The organism is Pseudomonas putida, assembly GCF_028682635.1.
GTDB classification, from domain to species: Bacteria; Pseudomonadota; Gammaproteobacteria; order Pseudomonadales; family Pseudomonadaceae; genus Aquipseudomonas; species Aquipseudomonas putida_AE.
On the sequence record NZ_JANHLK010000018.1, the window covers coordinates 69357 to 88302 of the forward strand.

Sequence of the window (18946 nt, forward strand, 5' to 3'; positions counted from 1 at the left end):
ATACGAGGGCATCGGCAAGTTTTCACCGAGGCCCGTGTCACGTTCAGGCCGCGTTCGGTGTCGGCACTGTCCAGGCGTCATAGCCGTAAACCCAATCGGCGTTGCCACCGTCTTTGAGCCATTGATTGCCACGCGAGCCGATCTGGATCTGGCTGGTGCGTTGCAGTCTCGCCTGCTGGTAAGCCTGCAGAGCATCAGCAATCCGAGCCTTACTGTTCAGCCCCTGCAGATGGCGCGCGAGCACCACTGCATCTTCGATTGCCTGGCCGGCACCTTGAGCCATGAACGGCATCATCGGATGGCAAGCGTCGCCCAGCAGGGTCATCGAACCTTTGGACCAGAACGGCAACGGATCGCGTTCATACAGCGCGGTCTTTAGCACGTCGCTGCAGGCATCGAGCAAGGCACGGGCATCCGGATGGAAGTCCCGATAGTGGCTACGCAATTCATCGGCATCCCCGGCGCTGGTCCAGGACTCTTCATGCCAGCTGTCCTGTGCGGTGGTGGCGAAGATGAAAATGTCCCGGCCTTGATTCAGCGGAAAGGTCACGATCTGGCTTTGCGGGGTCGGCCCCCACCATTTGGTGAACGCCTGAATGTTGGGCACATGCGCGACGCTGTCGGCCGGCACAACGGCGCGGTAGGCGACCACTCCGGTAAAACGTGGTTGCTCATCACCGAACAGCGCATTGCGCACCACCGAATGAATGCCGTCAGCGCCGATCAACAGATCGGTGAGGTGGCGGCTGCCATCCTTGAAGTGCAATTCGATACCGTCGGCGGTTTGCAACACGCGCTCGGCGCGCTTGGCAAACTGCACTTGTTCTTGCGGGAAGACATTGGCCAGTGCGGCCAACAGGTCGGCGCGGTGGATGGTCAGTTGCGGCGCGCCGTATTTCTGTTCGGCGGCATCGGACATTTCCAGGCGCGAGGTTTCCACGCCGCTGTCCCACATCCGGCTGATCCGGTGAGTGGGACGAGCAGCGGGAATACGCACTGCTGGACCGACACCCAACCCATCCAGGGCATGCACGGCGTTAGGTGTCAGGTTGATGTCGGCTCCGACCCGCAAAAAGGCTTTGGACTGTTCGAACACGGTGACGTTATGGCCGACACGGTGCAGGGCAATGGCGGCGGTCAGTCCACCGATCCCGGCGCCGGCAATGGCGATATTCAGCGAAGACATGTACGACTCCTGCTCAGGACTTGGGTTTATCGGTGAGGAACTTGCCCTTCGGTGCCTCGACGTTTTGCTGGCGGCGGGTATTGCCGTCGATGCCGCCGGCAATCGCCCATTCGGCGAAGACGGTCGGCCCGGGTTCGAAGGTGCGTGGCTGCCATTCGCCGGTCAGTTGGTCTTCGTCGGCGTAGTACTCGACCAGCGCGCCGGCCGGGTTCTTGAAGTACCAGAAGAACGCCGACGACACCGGGTGTCGCCCCGGGCCGATTTCCGTGGCCCAGCCGCTGCGGGAAATGTGCATGCCGCCACCGAACACTTCGTGCACATCGCGCACGGTGAAGGCGACGTGGTTGAGGCCGGCGCGCGGAGCAGGCAGTTGCAGCATGAACAGGTCGTGGTGACCGCCTTCTTCAGCGGTGCGCAGGAACGCGCCGCGATCTGGATAACGGTCCGAGGCCTGGAAGCCGAAGCGTTCGTGATAGAAGGCTTCGCAGGCGTTGACGTCCTTGACGAAAAACACCACATGCCCGACTTCGATCGGCGTGGCGCGATCGTAGATCGGTGCGGCCTTGTTGATCCGGCCCTTGGTTTGCCAGGTGTTGTGGCCGCTGCACTCGATGTCCAGTTCGCGCTTGCGAGTCACTTGCAGACGGATCGCCAGGCCATTGGGGTCGGTGCAGCCGATACGACCGTTGGCTTCGATGAAGCCCGGGTCGTTGGCGATGCGTTCGCTGTAGAGCTTGAGGTCGGCGTCGCTTTCGACGCCCCAGACCACTTCGCGTACGGTCGAACCGGGTTCGATGGCCGGCGGCAGGCCAGCCTTGTTGATATCGGCGAGCACCACACGGCAGCCGTTGAGGGTTTCGAAGATCACCTCGTCAGCTTGCTCGCTGACTTTGCTCAGGCCCCAGTCACTGAAGAACCGTGCGCTGGTCTCCAGGTCTTCGACACCGTAGGTGACTTCATCAATGCCTAAAACGCTCATAACCCCACCTCACGTTGCACACCGGCCCAGGCCAGTGGCTGTTCATTCATGCCCCAATAAAGGCTTTTCTGTTCCATGTACTGCAGGATGCCCAGGCGTCCTTTTTCACGGCCCAGGCCGCTGTCGCGCCAGCCGCCGAACGGGGTGGAAATCGAGAACTGCTTGTAGGTGTTGATCCACACCGTACCGGCCTGGATTTTTCGACCCAGGGCCCAGGCGCGCTTGTAGTCGCGGGTCCAGATACCGGCGGCGAGGGCGTACAGGCTGTTGTTGGCCTGCTCGAGCAATTGCGCTTCGTCGTCGAACGGCATGGCCACCAGCACCGGGCCGAAGATTTCTTCCTGGCACACCTGCTGGCTGTTGTTCAGACCTTCGAGGATGGTCGGCGGATAGTAGTAACCCTGATCAAAAACACCGCCGCTCGGACGCTGGCCTCCGAGCAGCAGGCGTCCGCCTTCAGCCAGCCCGAGTGCCACATAACGTTCCACAGATTCACGGTGAGCGGCGCTGATCAGCGGGCCCATTTGCGTGCGCTCGTCCGCCGGATCACCGACCCGCAGCTCGGCCGCCGCCGCCACCAGCCGCGCCATGAACGGCTCGTACAGCGCGCGGGCGACGAACAGCCGCGAGCCGGCGATGCAGGCTTCGCCCGAAGAACTGAAGATGCCGTACAACACACCGGCCACCGCGTGGTCGAGGTCGGCGTCTTCCAGGACGATGGTCGGCGATTTGCCGCCCAGTTCCAGGGACACTGGCATCATCTTGTCGGCGGCGATGTGGGCAATGTGCTTGCCGGTCCTGGTGCCGCCGGTGAACGATACGCGCTTGACCAGCGGGTGACGGGTCAGGGCATCGCCGAGCAGCGAACCCTTGCCCGGCAACACGCTGAGCAGGCCTTTGGGCAACCCGGCGTCTTCGCAGATGCGCGCCAGCTGCAAGGCCATCAGCGGAGTGATTTCCGCCGGCTTGATCACCACCGCGTTGCCGGCCGCCAGCGCCGGGGCGACTTTCTGCGCTTCGCTGGCAATCGGTGAGTTCCACGGCGTGATCGCGGCGATCACGCCCATCGGATCAAAGACGCTCATGCTGACGAAGTCACCCCGGGACGGCGTGATGGTTTCCTCGAGGGTCTCACAGGCCGCAGCGAAGAACTGGAAAGTGCCGGCGGCACTGGCTATCAGGGCACGGGTTTCGTTGATCGGCTTGCCGTTGTCCTGGCGTTGCAACTGCGCCAGTTCTTCGCTGCGCTCACGGATCAGCTCGGCGATGCGATAGAGCACGCTGGCGCGTTCATGGGGTTTGCGCTGCGCCCAGCCGCTGTGCAGAAACGCCTGGTGGGCGCCTTGCACGGCGTCTTCCACGTCTTCGACACTGGCGGCGTTGAGCCAGGCCACGGCTTCGCCGGTGGCCGGGTAGCAGGTGGCGTAACGCTCACCGCGCCCCAGTCGCCACTGGCCGGCAATGCAGATCGGTAAAGTCTGTTCGAGAGTCATCGGATTACCTCAGCTTTAAGCTGCAAGCTGCGAGCTGCAAGAAGAAGCAAAGGCAACGCAGTACGCCTTTACTAGCAGCTTGAAGCTTGCAGCTTGAAGCTGTTCCTCATTCATATCGAAATCGCGTGGGCGTGGTTGCCCAAGGCGCGGACGACGCTGTAGACGGTCAACGCCGAAGTCTTCGGGTTGGCCAGCAGCGGTTTGCCACGCAAGCTCAGTTCGAACCCGCCAAAGGCGCCACGGGCTTCGAAGTGATGCACGTTCTCCTCGCTGAGCGGGTCGGCGATCAGGGTCACATGGGTGCGATCCAGGCCGAGCCCGGCCAGCGACAAGGTCGCGGCGACGTTGGCGTTTTTCGGGTAGAGGCGGGCCGCTTCGCGGGCGCTGCCCTGGAAAATCACCGTGGCTTCGGTGAGGCTGTCCAGGTCGAATGCCTGCTCCGCCGGGGTGTTTTTCCAGGCGCGCGCCGGTTTGCGTCCGGTGTAGTCGACCGAGTCCAGGCCGCCGACCTTGGCCGCCGACAAGGCGTCGATGCCGCCGATGGCGCCGGGCAGCAATTCGATGCGGGTCTGACCACGTTCGGCCGCCGCTTCCAGGCGCTCCACCAGGCCCACTTCGGACAGCGCGCCGACCGAGACGATCAGGCAGGCAATGCCCCGCTCCAGGGCCGGCAACACGTGTTCTTCGATGGCCTTGTGGCCGGCGCACTCGACCAGCAAGTCGGGGCGCGCGTCGGCCGGCAAGGCCGTGAGCACCTGCGGCGGTTGTTTGAAACTGGCCAGCCGCTGGCGTACCAGCTCTTCGGAACCGGCCGAGGCGATGACGTAGTCGACGCACAACTGCGGGTCTTTCTCCAGCAGTTCGAGTACGCCAACGCCAATGGCGCCGCAGCCGATCATAGTGATATGCAACATGGCGAAGTCCTCAGGCCGTGGCTTTCTGCGCTTTGGTTTCGCTGTTGGGCGGACCGGCGAACTGGGTGGCAAAACTGCCGACGCTGAGCATGTCCACTTCCAGCAGGAACGGGCCGGGTTGCGCCAGCGCACCGTCGACGACCTTGCCGAAATCCTTGAGGTCGGTGACCAGGCCATGGCGCAGGTTCAGCGATTCGGCCAGCTTGGAATAATCCGGGGTGTGCAGGTCGACGTAGCAATGGCGACTGCCGTACACCGCGTCCTGGATGTTGCGGATCACCCCGTAGCGCTGGTCGTTCATCAGCAGGATCACCACGTTGGCGTTCTCTTGCACCAGCGTCGCCAGCTCGCCGAGGTTGAGGATGAAACCGCCGTCACCGGCCAGGGCGAACACCTTGCGCTCAGGCGCGGTTTCCGCTGCCGCCACGGCCGCGCCGATGCCCATCGACAGACCCTGGCCAATGCCGCCACCCAATGCATGCACGCCAGCGCGTGGGTGGTACAACGTCAGCAGGCGGTTGCCCCAGATGCTGTTGGACAGCGTGACGTCGCGCACCCAGGAGAAGTTGCGTCCGGTGAGCGCTTGCAGCTGTTCGACCATGGCCGAGTACGGGCCGAGGTCGGCGATCAGTTGCGTGCGGGATTTTTCACGCACTTGCTTGAGCTCGGCGAGGAAGGTCGGGTCGATCTGCAGGCGACCTTCCAGGCGATCGGCCAGGCCTTCGAGCGCCAGCGCCGAATCACCGCAGATGAACAGCTCGCTGTTGTAGCTGCGCCCTTCGATGGCCGGGTTGGCGTCGATGCGCAGGGTATTGCGTGGCAGCTTCAGCGCGTACTTGAACGTCTCGTTGCTGCGCAGGCGTGAACCAGCGATCAGCAGGGCGTCGCAGCTTTGCAGGAACTGCTCGACCAGTTTGTTTTGCGAGAAGGCACCGAGGCAGCGTTCGTCATCTTCATTGACCACACCGCGACCCTGGGTCGAGGTGATCACGCCGACGCCCATGTCCAGCAGGCGCTTGACCTGCGGGCCGGCATGCCGCGCGCCGCCGCCGAGCCACAACAGCGGGCGGGTGGCCGTGGCCAGGCGCTCGGCCACCAGGTCCAGCGCTTCCGGTGCAGGCACGGCCACCGGAATCGGCAACGGCGACAGGTCGGTGGGCATCGGGATGAAGGTCGACTGGATGTCGATCGGGATTTCCACGCTCACCGGGCCGGTCGGCGCGGTCAGGGCGGTCTGCACGGCCAGCTTCATGGTGCTGAGTGCGGTTTCGACGCTGCGCACGCGGAACGCCGCCTTGGACACCGCCTTGAGCATGGTCAGCTGATCGCGGGCTTCGTGGATGTAGGCGAAGTCCTGGTCCAGGTACGGCGTTTCGATCTGCCCGGTGATGTGCAACAGCGGCGTGCCGGCGGTCAGCGCTTCGACCATCGCCCCCGCCGCGTTACCCGCCGCAGTGCCGGTGGACGTCAGGCACACACCCAGGCCACCGGTGGTGCGGGCGTAGGCGTCGGCCATGTTGGTCGCGCCGGCTTCACCGCGGGCCATGACGAAGCGGATGTTGCCGCGCACGGCGAACGCATCGAGGATCGGCATGTTGTGGATCGAGATCACACCGAACGCGGCCTTGACCTCGCATTGCTCGAGAAACGCGGTGATGGCAGCGCCAACGGTGACAGTATTTTCATTACGCATGGCGGGACAGGCCTCCAGAAACATCGATATGGCTGCCTGTGGTGTAAGCCGACAGAGGCGAGGCCAGGAACAGGATTGCGCGGGCCGCTTCGATCGGCAGGCCCAGGCGCCCCAGGGGAATATGTTTGCGTTGTGCCAGCTGGGCGGTCCATTGGCCCCAGTCCAGCTCCCGTTCTTCGCGGGCTTCGAAACGCCGGCGCCATTGCCCGGACTCGACCAGGCCAATGAGGATGCCGTTGACCCGAATGCCATCGACGGCAAATTCGGTGGCCATCGAGCGCACCAGGTTCATCACCCCGGCGCGCGCGGCCGAGGTGGCGACCATGTGCGGTTCCGGCTGGCTGGCCAGCAGCGAGTTGACACAGACGATGGCGGCGTTGGCCTGACCTTGCAGCTGAGCCTTGAAGGCGCGGACCGGGTTGATCACCGAGAAGAATTTCAGATTCAGTTCTTCGGTCCAGGCGCTGTCGGTGGTGTCGGCGAAGGTCGACACGCGACCTTGGCCGGCGTTGTTGATCAGCACGCTGGCGGGTCCCAGGGCAGCAAGGCTGGCGGCGGCGAAGTCGTTGACCGAGTCGGCGTCCAGGACGTTGCAGACCTGGGCGAGCAAGCGCGCCAGGGGAAAACGTTCACGCAACTGGTCTTCGGCGCTGCGCAGGCGATCTTCGTCGCGACCGCAGAAGGCCACGGCCGCACCGGCCTCGAGCAGCAGCTCGACACAGGCCAGGCCGATGCCCGATGAGCCGCCGGTGACGATCGCGGTGCTGTCCTGCAGTTGATAGAGACTCATTTCAATCCCTCATCAGGGCCGTTACGCGGTTGTGGCCGTCGTGGCCGGTCGCGCTGTTGTAATCGAGCAACCGCGACAGTTCGTCGGCGCTGCGCCGTACCTGCAGGAGCAATTCGTTAAAGTTGACGTGGGCGATCTGCGTAGTCGGAATCGTCACGCCCAGCGCCGCGACGATCTGCCCGGATTGATCGCGCACCGGCGCGGCCACCGAGGAAATCGCCGACTCGAAGAAGCCTTCGCCGCTGACAAATCCGCGTTGGCGGTCGGCCTGGACCATGTCGAACAGCTCCATCACGGTCTTTGGCGTGCACGGCGAAAACTGTTCCAGATGATCTTCCGGGTAGAGTTCGCGCAACTCGGCCAGCGACAGGTCTTCGAGCAGGATGCGCCCGAGCACGGTGGCGTGGGCGGGCAGTCGCGTGCCGACGTTCACCGCGCTGGAGAACACTGACGGCGGCGAGACTTTGGCCACGTAGACGATCGAGCGGCCGTCGCGCACCACCAGGTTGCTCGGGTAGTTGAGGCGGTCGCACAGGCGGGCCAGCAGCGGCTGGCCGAGCTCGGTCAGTTCCAGTGAGGCAAGGTATTCGAAGCCCAGGCGCAGCACCGACATGCCGAGGCGGTATTCGTTGCCGCTGCGGGTGACGAAGCCCATGGTTTCCAGCGTCGTCAGCAGGCGAAAGATGGTCGAGCGCGGCAGCGACAGACGCCGGGCCAGTTCCGGCGCGGTCAGCGTGCGGTTGCGCCGGCTGAATTCGCACAGCAGCAGCAGGCCGCGCTCCAGGCCCGGCACGATGTATTTGTCCTGAGCGTCCTTCAGCAGATCTGAATCGTTCATAGCGATGCACCTGTCAGGGATTCTTCGATGGCGCAGGCCAGGCGGCCCGCCACCACACTAGGTTGTTCGATGGGACTGGCGTGTCCGGCATCGTTGATAAGCTCGAAAGTGCCGCCCAGGGCCTTGGCCAGGGTCTCGCAGCTTTCGGGAACGGTGATGCCGTCGGCGTCGCCGCAATGCACTTCGCAAGGCATGGTCAGCGGTGCATGGCGCAGCAGGTCGTCGCCGCACAGCAGCTCGATGGCCTGGCGATAACCCTCGGGATTGAGTCGCGCCATGTTCCACCGCACCCAGGCCTGTGCCTGAGGGCTGGCAGCGGGGGAGAGCATGTGGGCACTGCGTTGCTCGGCCATCTGTTCAATGCCCAGCTGTTCCAGGGCCTGCAGGCGTTTGTCGCGCACTTGCTGGCGCTGCACGGCGCGCGCTGGATGCCCGTAGCCCTGGGCCGGGCTGATCAACACCAGGCGGCTGATACGCTGTTGCTGCACGCCGCTGGCGAAAGCGACGGCGGTAATCGCCCCGAGGGAGTGCCCCACCAGCACGCAGCGCTGGATGCCCAGGGCGTCGAGCATCTGCAGCAGCCGTTCGGCATAATCCGACGCATCCGGAGCCAGGGCTCGCAGCGGCGTCGAATCGCCGTAGCCCGGCGCGTCCCAGGCAATCACCCGGGCGTTGCGGCCCAGTTCCTGCGCCACCGCCAACCACGACGCCGAGCCCGAGCCGATCCCGTGCAACAACACAATGGCCGGCCCGCTTCCGCATTCGCGAAAGGCCTGGCGAGCACCGGCGAGCTCAAGCAGGCGCTGCGGGAAGTGCAGGGCCAGCTGCGCCTGGAGATCGGCGGTGAGCGACGGAGCGTGATGATCGATGGCGTGCGACATGGGCTTATCCGCGCTTGATCGAGGCCAGGGGGTGTTCTGGCGGGTAGGTCGGGGTCAGCGGTTTTTTCGCGCCGAGCATCACGCACATCAACGCGTCTTCATCGCCGATGTTGATCTCTTCGCGGTACACGCCGGGCGGCACGGAAATCACGTCGCGGTCGGTGAGGATGGTTTCGAATCGCTCGCCGTCCTTCTCGATCACCACCTTGAGTTTGCCGCGCAGCACGAAAAACACTTCTTCGACGTCGGTGTGCAGGTGCGGCGGGCCTTCGTGACCGGCCGGAATCACCATGGTCGAAAACGTGAAGTTCTCCGACGGGATGGTGTTCATGTCCGAGGTCACGCCGGTGCCACCGGTGCCGATGTAGCGCATTTGTGCGCGGCGGAATTTCGGGTCGTAGTCGGCCTGGAACTTCAGGGCGTTCCAGTCGTACTTGCGGGTCTCATAACGGGCGATGCGGGTGTTCATCCAGCTTTCCAGATCGCTGCCGGCGGGTTGTTCCCAGCTTTTCGGGGTTTGTTGCTGTGCTGATAAATCGGTCATGGCTGTCTCCAGATCAAGTCAAGGCATGACGAACCCGCCGTTGACCGGCAGGGTTTGTCCAGTGATGAAACGGGCGAGGTCGGACAGCGCGAACAGCACGGCGCCGCTGACGTCCTCGGGAAGTTGTGGGCGTTGAATCGCCCGTTGATCGTTGTACAAACGGTGGCGCGCCTCGGGCACATAGGCCGTGGCTTCGACCAGCACCAGGCCGGGTGCGATGGCGTTGACCGTGATGTTGTCGGTCCCCAGTTCACGGGCCAGGCTGCGGGTCATGGCGATGATTGCGCCCTTGCTCGCGACATACGCCAGCAGGTTCGGCGCGCCCCACAGCGGGGTGTCGGACGCCAGGTTGACGATGGCGCCCTGGCCGCTGGCGCGCAGGGCCGGCAGGCACGCCTTGGTCATCAACCAGGTGCCGCGCACGTTGACTTGCATCACCTGGTCCCAGGTGTCCAGGGTCAGCTCTTCGCAGGTCTTGCCACCGGAATTGGTGATCGAGGCGTTGTTCACCAGTCCGTCCAACCCTCCGAGCAAACGGGTAGTTTCGGCGATGCAGGCATCGATCGAATCCGGCTGCGCCAGGTCGACCGTGACGCCATGCACGTCCAGGCCTTCGGCGACCAGTTCGGCGGCCGATTGCTGCACGCGTTCGGCGAGGATGTCGGCGATCACCACCTGGGCACCGGCGCGGCCGATGGCCTGGGCAAAGGCGTAACCCAGTCCGCGGGCGCCACCGGTGACCAGTACGCGACGGCCTTCGAGCAAGCGATTGAAGGTGGTCATCATTGGGTACTCAACATGGCTTTGGGCATGTAGTGCAGGACGCGTTTTTCGCTCCAGACCACCGCGCCGTAGGCGAGCACACCGATCAGCGTGAGCATGACGATGGCGACGAACACGCCCGCGGTATTGCCTTGGCCTTCGGCATCGACCAGCAGGAAGCCCAGGCCCTGGTTACCGCCGACCAGTTCACCGACGGTGACGCCGATGACGGCCAGGGTCGAAGCAATGCGCAGGCCGGAGAACAGCGCGGCCATGGCCGAGGGGAACTCCACCAGGCGGAAGATCTGCCAGCGGCTGGCGTTCATGGTCCGCACCAGGTTGATCATGTCCGGGTCCACGGTGCGGATGGCCGACAGCACGTTGATCATCACCGGGAAGAACACGATCAGGATGGCGATCAGGATCTTCGGGTAGATGGTGTAGCCCAGCCACATGACGAACAGCGGGGCGAAGGCGACTTTCGGGGCGATCTGCAGCGCCAGGATGTACGGCGACAGCATGGCCTCGGCGGCGGGCGAGAGGCCCAGCGACACGCCGATCACCACACCGAGCAGGGCACCCAGGCCAAAACCGACGATGATTTCGAAGGCGGTGATCAGGGTGTGTTGCCAAAGGCCGCCGCTGTGCCACATCACCAGGCCTTCCTGGGCCACGCGGCTCAGCTGCGGCATGACGAATTCGGGCATGCCGAGCAATCCCGGGCCCCACTGCCAGAGCACCAGGAACAGGATCAGCAGGGCGACGCTGCCGAGCATGGAATTACTGAGGTTTTTCATCGTGTCGTTACCTTGTCGTCACTGGCCGTCATTGCGCGGCTGTTTGGGTGTCGATGAACTGGTTGGTGTACAGGTCGTCGAGCTTGGGCTCCTGGGTGACGATGCCTTCGCTGACATAGAACTGGCGGACCGCTTCGAGTCGCGCCGGATCGATACGACCCAATACGGTCTGGTTGGCGTAGACATGCTCGACGTAGAGCTTGAAGATCTTCTCCAGCGAGTCTTCCTTGCCGGCATAGGCGGGTACTGCCTTGGCAAAGGTCACGGCGGCAGCCCGTGGGTCGGCAATGATGTCGCGCATGCCCTGCAGGGTTGCCTGGACCGCGCCGCGAACGATATCGGGGTGATTCTTGATCGCGTCGTCGGAGGCGAGGATCGACTGGGCCATGCTTTCGAAAATCTGCGATTGCGGTATCAGCTTGATCTTCAACCCGGCTTCTTCGGCGTTGACCACCCAGTCCGGCACACCGGCCATCGCCTCGGCTTTGTTGGCCGAGAACAATTGCCAGACACCGGCCGGGCCGGCGGCCTGGATGTTCACATCGTTCTTGCTCAGGCCAGCTTTGCGCAGGGAGGCGAGCAGGGCGTAGTAGGTGGTGTCCGAGTAGGACATCACCGTCATGGTCTTGCCCTTGAGGTCGCTGATGGAGTTGATGTTTTGCTCGGCATTGGTGGCGATCATGGTCACGCCGCCGGCACCCAGCACCGCGACCGCGCGCACCGGAATCCCGTTGGCCCGCACCACGATCGGGGTATCACCCAGGGCACCGCCGAGCATGGCGTTACCGGCGCCGATCTGTTTTGCCACGTCCACGCCACCCTTGGCGGCGATGAACTTCATGTTCAGGTTCTGGGCGGCGTAGTAACCCTTCTGCTGCGCGATGATCCACGGAGCGAAGGCCGGCAGGTTCGGTGGCGCCGGCAACAGGTAAGTCACGTCGGTCGACTGCGCCTGGGCGGCGAAGGCCATGCCCAGGCCGAGCGTGATGGCGGTGACCTGGCTGAAGCGTTGAAACAGAGACTTGAACATGCGTACTCCTAATCGGTTGCGTGCCTGCAGGCGTGATCAATGCAGTTCGGTGTGTTCGCTGACTTGCAGCAACTCCATCAGGCGACCCACCAGCGGGCCGATCTCCGGCAGCTTGCGGCGCTCCAGCGGGTTGTCGCGAAACGGCAGGTCGATGGTGATTTCTTCGATGATGGTGCCGGGGCGGGCGCTCATGACCAGCAGCCGGTCAGACATGGCGATGCCTTCGATCAGGTCATGGGTAATGAACAGCGCGGTTTTCTTTTCATCGAACAGCATCCGCGCCATGTCCTGTTGCAGGATCATCTTGGTCTGCGCATCCAGCGCCGAGAATGGCTCGTCGAGGAACAGCACCTGCGGGTCGACGGCCAGGGTGCGGGCCAGGGCAGCGCGCTGGCGCATGCCGCCCGACAGCTGGAACGGGTAGTGGTCGGCAAAGCCTTGCAGGTGGCAACGATCGAGCAGATCTTCAGCCACGGCCTGACGCTTGGCGGCCGCCACACCTTGAATTTCCAGGCCCAGTTCGACGTTGCGGCGAATGCTGCGCCACGGCATCAACAGGTCTTTTTGCAGCATGAAGGCGACCTGGCGGACCGGGCCGGTGACCGCTTCACCGCCGACGAACACTTCGCCTTCGGAAGGGCGGTAGAGGCCGGAACCCATATTGAGGATGGTGCTCTTGCCGCAACCGGAAGGGCCGATGATCGACACCACTTCACCACGGCGGATCTTGAAATTGACCCCGCGAATGGCGAACGGCGCTTCGGGTTTTCCCTTGGCCGGGAAACATTTGCCGACATTGCGGAATTCAATCTCGGTGGGCTCCAGATCTTCCTTGGGAGCGGGTTTGTTCCATTGCGGGGCGACGGCGTACATCTCTTTCACAGCCATTGGGAAGGGTCTCTGGTCTGTTTTATAGGTGATACGGCGTTTAGTGCATGAACAATGCCAGAGATTGGCAAGGTCCTTATTTTGTTTAAAAAGCGTTTTAAATTAATGAGTTAGCTATTAATCTGAAAATTATCGACGTTTCATATATGAAACGTGGTTTCTTGTATGGCACGAAATTGCACATCGATCGTGCGAGGCTCGGGGATTTGCGAGGAGGTGGTGCTTTTTCAGGTAACGCTGAGGGTGGGTAAATGAGGAATTTGTTTTAAATGCGAAACGGACACAGGCCACTGTCGCCCTGCATCGCGCTGGGCTCTGCAAGGCGGATCGAAGTGGTGTGGCGTTTTAGAGTTTGACATCCAGGCGAATCAAATCCGGCCCTTGCTGCCGTTCGATATACGCAGCCACGCCGTCACCGATTCTCTGGAAACAAAGGTCGACGCAGTGCTCATTGAATCTCAGCTTGCGCACTTCCAGGCGATCGATGCCAATGGGAAGATGGGGGTGTCGAATGACCACACGGCGAGCTGCAGCATCAATGGTAATCCCCAGGCAGGCGTGCAGGAGCATGAACACTGAGCCAGCTGCCCAGGCCTGAGGTAAACAGGCCACCGGGTAAGCGACGGGTGTCTCACCGGGGGCGCGCTTGAATCCGCAAAACAGCTCCGGTAATCGCATGCCGAAGAAGGCAGCCGCTTCGAACATTCCGCTCAGCAATCGGACAGCGCCAGTGTGTTCGCCGTATCGACTGATACCTGCTGCACACAGGGCGACATCGTGAGGCCAGACCGATCCATTGTGATAAGACATGGGGTTGAAGCGGATGGCCCCCGTTTCCAGCGTCCTGACGCCCCAGCCATTGTAGAAGGCGTTAGTGAGAAGTTGCTGTGCAACGGCCTTGCCTCGCTCAGCCGAAGGTAAGCCGGTAAACAGCAGATGACCCACGTTTGAGGCCCTCACTTCGCAACGCTCGCCGTTTCCGTCAAGGGCGAGTGCATAAAATTGCCGATCCTTCATCCAGAAGCAGCGTTCAACCGCCTCACGTAATTTGTTTGCACAGGTTTGCCAGTGTTCCGCTGCCTGGTTATCGCCTCGGCGCCTGGCCAATGTGCTCATGCTCAAATAAGCGCGCCAAGCGTAGCCCTGCACTTCCACCAACGCGATAGGCCCTTCAGGCGAGCGACCATCCTGGTGGAAAATGGAATCGTGGCTGTCTTTCCAGCCCTGATTGGCCAAACCGGTGAGTTCCCCTCGCTGGTAAGTGATAAAACCTTCGGCATTCCTTGATGCATTGTTTTCCATCCATGACGTTGCCAGTTCAAGTGCCGGCCATAGCACCTCGATGAGCGCCAGATCTTCGGTGCGTCGTACATAGGCGCCGGCCAACATCAGGAACAAGGGCGTTGTATCGACGCCTCCGTAATAGCGAGCAAAGGGTAATTCGTTGAGTCTCGACATTTCCCCCTGCCGCGTCTCATGCATGATCTTTCCCGGTTCGGCATCACGGAATGTCGAGGTTTCGGTGGCTTGATGCGCGGCCAGGTAGGCGAGTACTCCGCGCGCCAGTGAGGGGTTAAGCCACAGGGATTGATAGGCCGTGATGATGGCGTCACGTCCGAATGGCGTGGAGTACCAGGGAACGCCGGCATACGGATAGGGGCCAGTCGGAAGGTCTGCCGTCAGTAAGGCCAGGTCGGCACGGGATTTATTGAGCCAGGCCTGGAACAAGCGGCCTGAAGCTAAGATGCGCGCGCCTCGTTGTTCTTTGTTACGCATTGCACGGCAAGCCAGAGCGGCAGCGGATCGATAGCGCTGACGCCCCGGCTGCATGATGCTTGAACCGACCTCAATATAAAGCTCATGGCTTTTATGCGGGCCTATTTCAATTTGAAAGCTGGCATTGTCGCCGTTGATGTGCGTTGGCTCGGTGCAAAAGCTGATCGCCATGCTGCGCGGCTGTTTGTCCAGGCCCTCGTAGCACACGACGACCCCTTGTCTGGATACCTGCGGCTCGGAGAGTGTGCCGCGCAAAGGCCGGCTTTGACCGCGAACCTCGAACATATCCCGGAAGTCGCCGGCGAAACGCAAATTGATCGGCAACAGACTGGGTTGATCACTGTAATTGAACAGGCTGATGCACTCGAACATGCGTTCCTCCCAAAGGAAACGCTTGCGTCCGATATGGATAACGCCCTGTGGCGTGGTTTCTTCGCCTAACAGGGGCAGGGGATGATTGGTTAAATGAGAGATGAAGTAGACGTTGTCCTGGCTGACTGACGCGGACAGCAGGGATGGACGTTGTCCAGCGACACTCAACTGGTAGACGGAAAGGAGTCGGGTGTCGTGATGGAATAACCCTACGGCACCAGGCTCGATGTCACCGAATGCGTTGGCCACCAGGTAGGTGTTATGGTCGACCAGCACAAACAGGTTTTGAGCGCCTGGCTCATTGACGAGGGGGACTTGTTGCGGGGATTCAGGTGAACCGGATGTGATTGTCATGGGATTGGCCTGAAGGCATCGCGAGTATCAACCTGCGGTCAGTGTTCGATACAGGTCGACATACCGCTGCGCCATTACCTTGGCGGAAAAACGATTGACGAAAACGTCACGTATAGCCTGTCGATCAAGTTCAAGTACCTGACGGGTAGCGACCACAGCCTCTTGTTCGCTATTGATTATGAAGCCGGTGACGCCATGTTCAACCACTTCGGGGACGGAACCACAATTCCAGGCGATAACCGGTGTACCGCAAGCCATTGCCTCTATCATGACTAATCCGAATGGTTCGGGCCAATCAATGGGAAATAACAAGGCTCTGGCGTTTCCCAGGAAGTCGGATTTCTCATGATCTCCTATCTCTCCGATATATTCGATGCCGGGAAGTGTAAGCAAAGGACATATGCGCTGTTCGAAATATTCACGATCAGCGGCATCGACTTTGGCGGCGATCTTTAACGGCAACCCGGCAGCAAGGGCAATGTTGATTGCACGATCGGGGCGTTTTTCAGGAGATATTCTCCCCAGAAACGCCAGATAATCCCCTGAACTTCGATGCAGGCTAAAGCTGGTATGAGACAAACCGTGATAGATCGTGTCGATCCAGTTTGCATCTGGCAGTGGCGTACGCTGATGTCGGGAGATGGATACAAGAGGATAGCGATGCCATCGCGAATAGGCACCCTCAAGATCTTTCATATCCAGCCTGCCATGAAGGGTGGTCAATACCTTGTGCGCAATATCTTCAAAAAAAGGGAAGTGCAGCAAGTCAACGTGAAAATGCAAGACATCGAACTCGCCAGCTCGGTGCTGTACTTCAGAAAGCAAGCTTAAATGACAGGCAAGTTCGGATTTCAGCGGCGTTTGATCCAGTCTCAACGCTTGATCGCGACCCGTCACCAGGACGCCAGCCGTGTGTGACCCATTGGCGGCGAACAAGGTGACTTCGTGTCCCAGTTCTACCAAGGCATCTGTCAGGTGTGCGACGACCCTTTCGGTACCCCCGTACAGCGAGGGTGGGACGGACTCATATAACGGAGCAATTTGCGCTATTTTCATGATGGCCGTCCTGCGGTTGATTCATGACCTTGCGTCACCGTGAAAGTTAGACCTTTATATTGTCGGGTTAAGTTTTACGGCTACGACAAGCGGCACCCTTCATAGGCAAGTTAACGATTATTTGCTGCCATGATAGATCCCCTGATTCACGTCGACTGGAAGACAGCCAGGGTAGCGCTGGATTGTTCTCGTCCGAGCCTCATTCAAAAGCGCGGATTTTCGAGTGCTGCCATCGATGGTGTTTTGCAGCTGCGGTGAGGGAAATTGTTCCTCCAGTAAAGTGATATGTTCCAGCGCCTCTCTAAACAGGTATTTAGCTTTTTCCTGCAGCTGCAAATAAATAAGAAACATTTCGCTGTCGAAATCACTGCGATCAAGGAGATCGAGCGCTGACCGGTTGATGGCGTTCGCTTCCTCGAACAGCTTTCGGTTCTGCTCCATCGCTACGCGGCGGCAAGCAATAATCTGGTCGGCTGAATAGTTCGACATGATGGTTTCCACCTTCAAATCATCCCTGTCATTTAGCGGATCGCCCACATCCTGAAATGGGTGTCGGTTTCGGTTCACTAAAATTCAGACCGTGCGATCGGCAGGGATTATCAAAGAGGTTCTATTTAAAAAATCGATTATTTGCAGGGGCCGATTGCTGCCTGTGGCGACGTCAACACAACATGAGCAAGCCAGGGCGTAATGCCCTGGCAGATAGCAGATGTCCTCGCCGTTACAGCCAGGCTTTGATTTGCGTGCACACGGCTTGAGTGGAGATGCCATAACGATCATGCAGCGTCGGCAAAGCACCGGCATCGAGGAACGCGTCGGGCAAGGCAATCTGCCTGAAGGTGGGCGTCACCCCGTTGCGCAGCAGCACCCCGGCAACGGCTTCGCCCAGTCCCCCAATAATCGAACTGTTTTCTGCGGTGACCACCAGTCGACCTGACTTCCTTGCCTCGGCAAGAATGGTTTGCTCATCCAATGGCTTGATCGTCGGCACGTGCATCACGGCGACATCGATGCCGTCCGCTTGCAGTTCCTTGGCCGCTTCCAGTGCGCGCATGGTCATCAGGCCTGTAGAGATGATCAGCACATCGTTGCCGGTGCGCAGGGTCTTTGCCTTGCCGATCTCGAACTTGTAGCCGTACTCGTCCAGCACCAGCGGTACATTGCCGCGCAGCAAACGCATGTATACCGGCCCCTGATGCGCGGCGATGGCGGGCACGGCCTGCTCGATTTCCAGGGCATCGCAGGGGTCGACGATCATCAGGTTGGGCATGGCGCGGAAGATGGCCAGGTCGTCCGTGGCCTGGTGGCTGGGGCCGTAACCGGTGGTGAGGCCGGGCAGGCCGCAGACGATCTTGACGTTGAGGTTTTCCTCGGCAATCGCCATGCAGATGAAGTCGTAGGCGCGGCGTGAGGCGAACACCGCATAAGTCGTGGCGAAAGGTACGAAGCCTTCGCGGGCCATACCGGCGGCCGCACTCATCAGCAGTTGCTCGGCCATGCCCATCTGATAGAACCGGTCGGGATGGGCCTTGGCGAAGATGTGCAGGTCGGTGTACCTGGACAGGTCGGCGGACAGGCCGACGATGTCCTGACGCTGATCTGCCAGCGCGGCTAATGCATGCCCGAAAGGTGCCGATCTGGTGGCCTGGCCTTCCGAGGCAATGGAGGCGATCATCGCCGAGGTGGTCAGGCGTTTCCTGGTCGGTTCGGCAGTCGAAGTCGGAGTGTTGGCTGCATTGCTCATTGGTTTTTTCCTTCTTCAAGATTGTTCAGTGCCAGATCCCATTCGTGTTCTTCCACGCGGATGAAGTGCGTCTTTTCCCGGGTTTCCAGGAAGGGCACGCCTTTGCCCATTTTGGTGTCGCAGATGATCACCCGCGGCTGAGTGCCGGAATGATTGCGCGCGACATCGAACGCGGTGACCAGCGCCTCCAGGTCATTGCCGTCGACGCGCTGGGTGAACCAGCCAAACGCTTGCCAGCGATCGACGATGGGTTCGAAGGACAGGATTTCACTGGAGTAGCCGTCGGCTTGCTGGTTGTTGACGTCGACGATGGCGATGAGGTTGTCGAGCTTCCAATGCGATGCCGACATCACGGCTTCCCAGGTCGAGCCTTCATTCAGTTCGCCGTCGGACAGCAAGTTGTAAACGAAGGAAGGCGAGCCTTTGCGCTTGAGGCCCAGGCAGGCACCCACCGCGATGCCCAGGCCCTGACCCAGCGAACCACCGGTGATTTCCATGCCTGGCGTGTAGGCGGCCATGCCCGACATAGGCAGGCGGCTGTCGTCTGCGCCGTAGGTTTCCAACTCATCGAGCGGGATTATTTCGGCTTCGATCAAGGCCGCGTACAGCGCAATGGCGTAGTGACCGATTGACAGGTAGAAGCGATCGCGGGCTTCCCAATCAGGGTCTTCGGGCCGATGGTTCAGGGCATGGAAGTAGGACACCGCCAGCAGGTCGGCAGCGCCGAGGGCCTGGCCGACGTAGCCTTGGCCCTGGACCTGGCCCATGCGCAACGCGTGGCGACGAATGTTGTGGGCGCGCTCCGCCAGGGTCTTGGGTGTTACGAATGAAGGATGGGCAGTCATGGTG

18 protein-coding genes are annotated in these 18946 nt (G+C 61.2%); all 18 read right to left on the reverse strand.

Features of this window, described 5'->3' with window-relative positions; all coding sequences use genetic code 11:
• Positions 1-43: 43 nt before the first annotated feature.
• On the reverse strand, positions 44-1186 hold the full coding sequence (locus tag NPS56_RS21160) for an FAD-dependent monooxygenase (protein ID WP_274076419.1): 1143 nt from the start codon (positions 1184-1186) through the stop codon (positions 44-46).
• Between the two features lie 13 nt (positions 1187-1199).
• The gene (locus NPS56_RS21165; protein WP_274076420.1) at positions 1200-2165 is read right to left on the reverse strand and encodes a VOC family protein; all 966 of its coding nucleotides are present in this window, start codon (positions 2163-2165) and stop codon (positions 1200-1202) included.
• The gene (locus tag NPS56_RS21170; protein ID WP_274076421.1) at positions 2162-3658 is read right to left on the reverse strand and encodes an aldehyde dehydrogenase; all 1497 of its coding nucleotides are present in this window, start codon (positions 3656-3658) and stop codon (positions 2162-2164) included. Before NPS56_RS21170 ends, NPS56_RS21165 begins: the two co-directional genes overlap by 4 nt.
• Before the next feature lie 110 nt (positions 3659-3768).
• Positions 3769-4572 (reverse strand): aspartate dehydrogenase, encoded by an 804-nt coding sequence (locus NPS56_RS21175; RefSeq protein WP_274076422.1) that lies wholly within the window; start codon positions 4570-4572, stop codon positions 3769-3771.
• A 10-nt stretch (positions 4573-4582) separates the two neighbouring features.
• Positions 4583-6265 (reverse strand): thiamine pyrophosphate-binding protein, encoded by a 1683-nt coding sequence (locus tag NPS56_RS21180; protein ID WP_274076423.1) that lies wholly within the window; start codon positions 6263-6265, stop codon positions 4583-4585.
• A complete protein-coding gene (locus NPS56_RS21185; protein ID WP_274076424.1) occupies positions 6258-7055 on the reverse strand; it encodes an SDR family oxidoreductase in 798 nt (265 codons plus the stop codon). Before NPS56_RS21185 ends, NPS56_RS21180 begins: the two co-directional genes overlap by 8 nt.
• Position 7056: 1 nt before the next feature.
• Complete coding sequence (locus NPS56_RS21190; protein WP_008054905.1) at positions 7057-7893, reverse strand: IclR family transcriptional regulator; 837 nt, start codon at positions 7891-7893, stop codon at positions 7057-7059.
• Positions 7890-8774, reverse strand: coding sequence for an alpha/beta fold hydrolase (locus tag NPS56_RS21195; RefSeq protein WP_274076425.1), 885 nt, complete (start codon positions 8772-8774; stop codon positions 7890-7892). Before NPS56_RS21195 ends, NPS56_RS21190 begins: the two co-directional genes overlap by 4 nt.
• 4 nt (positions 8775-8778) lie before the next feature.
• Positions 8779-9318: a cupin domain-containing protein gene (locus NPS56_RS21200; protein WP_274076426.1), complete on the reverse strand. Its 540-nt coding sequence runs from the start codon at positions 9316-9318 to the stop codon at positions 8779-8781.
• An 18-nt stretch (positions 9319-9336) separates the two neighbouring features.
• Entirely contained in the window at positions 9337-10104 is a 768-nt protein-coding gene (locus NPS56_RS21205) for an SDR family oxidoreductase (RefSeq protein WP_274076427.1), read from the reverse strand.
• On the reverse strand, positions 10101-10877 hold the full coding sequence (locus NPS56_RS21210) for an ABC transporter permease (protein WP_274076428.1): 777 nt from the start codon (positions 10875-10877) through the stop codon (positions 10101-10103). The genes NPS56_RS21205 and NPS56_RS21210 overlap by 4 nt, the downstream gene beginning before the upstream one ends.
• 28 nt (positions 10878-10905) lie before the next feature.
• A complete protein-coding gene (locus NPS56_RS21215) occupies positions 10906-11907 on the reverse strand; it encodes an ABC transporter substrate-binding protein (RefSeq protein WP_274076429.1) in 1002 nt (333 codons plus the stop codon).
• A gap of 36 nt (positions 11908-11943) precedes the next feature.
• The gene (locus tag NPS56_RS21220) at positions 11944-12780 is read right to left on the reverse strand and encodes an ABC transporter ATP-binding protein (RefSeq protein ID WP_274076471.1); all 837 of its coding nucleotides are present in this window, start codon (positions 12778-12780) and stop codon (positions 11944-11946) included.
• 360 nt (positions 12781-13140) lie between these two features.
• Entirely contained in the window at positions 13141-15297 is a 2157-nt protein-coding gene (locus NPS56_RS21225) for an amylo-alpha-1,6-glucosidase (RefSeq protein WP_274076430.1), read from the reverse strand.
• A 27-nt stretch (positions 15298-15324) separates the two neighbouring features.
• A complete protein-coding gene (locus NPS56_RS21230) occupies positions 15325-16353 on the reverse strand; it encodes a glycosyltransferase family 4 protein (protein WP_274076431.1) in 1029 nt (342 codons plus the stop codon).
• A gap of 117 nt (positions 16354-16470) precedes the next feature.
• Positions 16471-16842 carry a hypothetical protein gene (locus NPS56_RS21235; RefSeq protein ID WP_274076432.1) on the reverse strand — a complete coding sequence of 124 codons (372 nt, stop codon included), beginning with the start codon at positions 16840-16842 and terminating at the stop codon, positions 16471-16473.
• 232 nt (positions 16843-17074) lie between these two features.
• Positions 17075-18097 carry a transketolase family protein gene (locus NPS56_RS21240; protein WP_274076433.1) on the reverse strand — a complete coding sequence of 341 codons (1023 nt, stop codon included), beginning with the start codon at positions 18095-18097 and terminating at the stop codon, positions 17075-17077.
• Positions 18094-18942 (reverse strand): transketolase, encoded by an 849-nt coding sequence (locus NPS56_RS21245; protein WP_274076434.1) that lies wholly within the window; start codon positions 18940-18942, stop codon positions 18094-18096. The genes NPS56_RS21240 and NPS56_RS21245 overlap by 4 nt, the downstream gene beginning before the upstream one ends.
• Positions 18943-18946 lie beyond the last annotated feature (4 nt).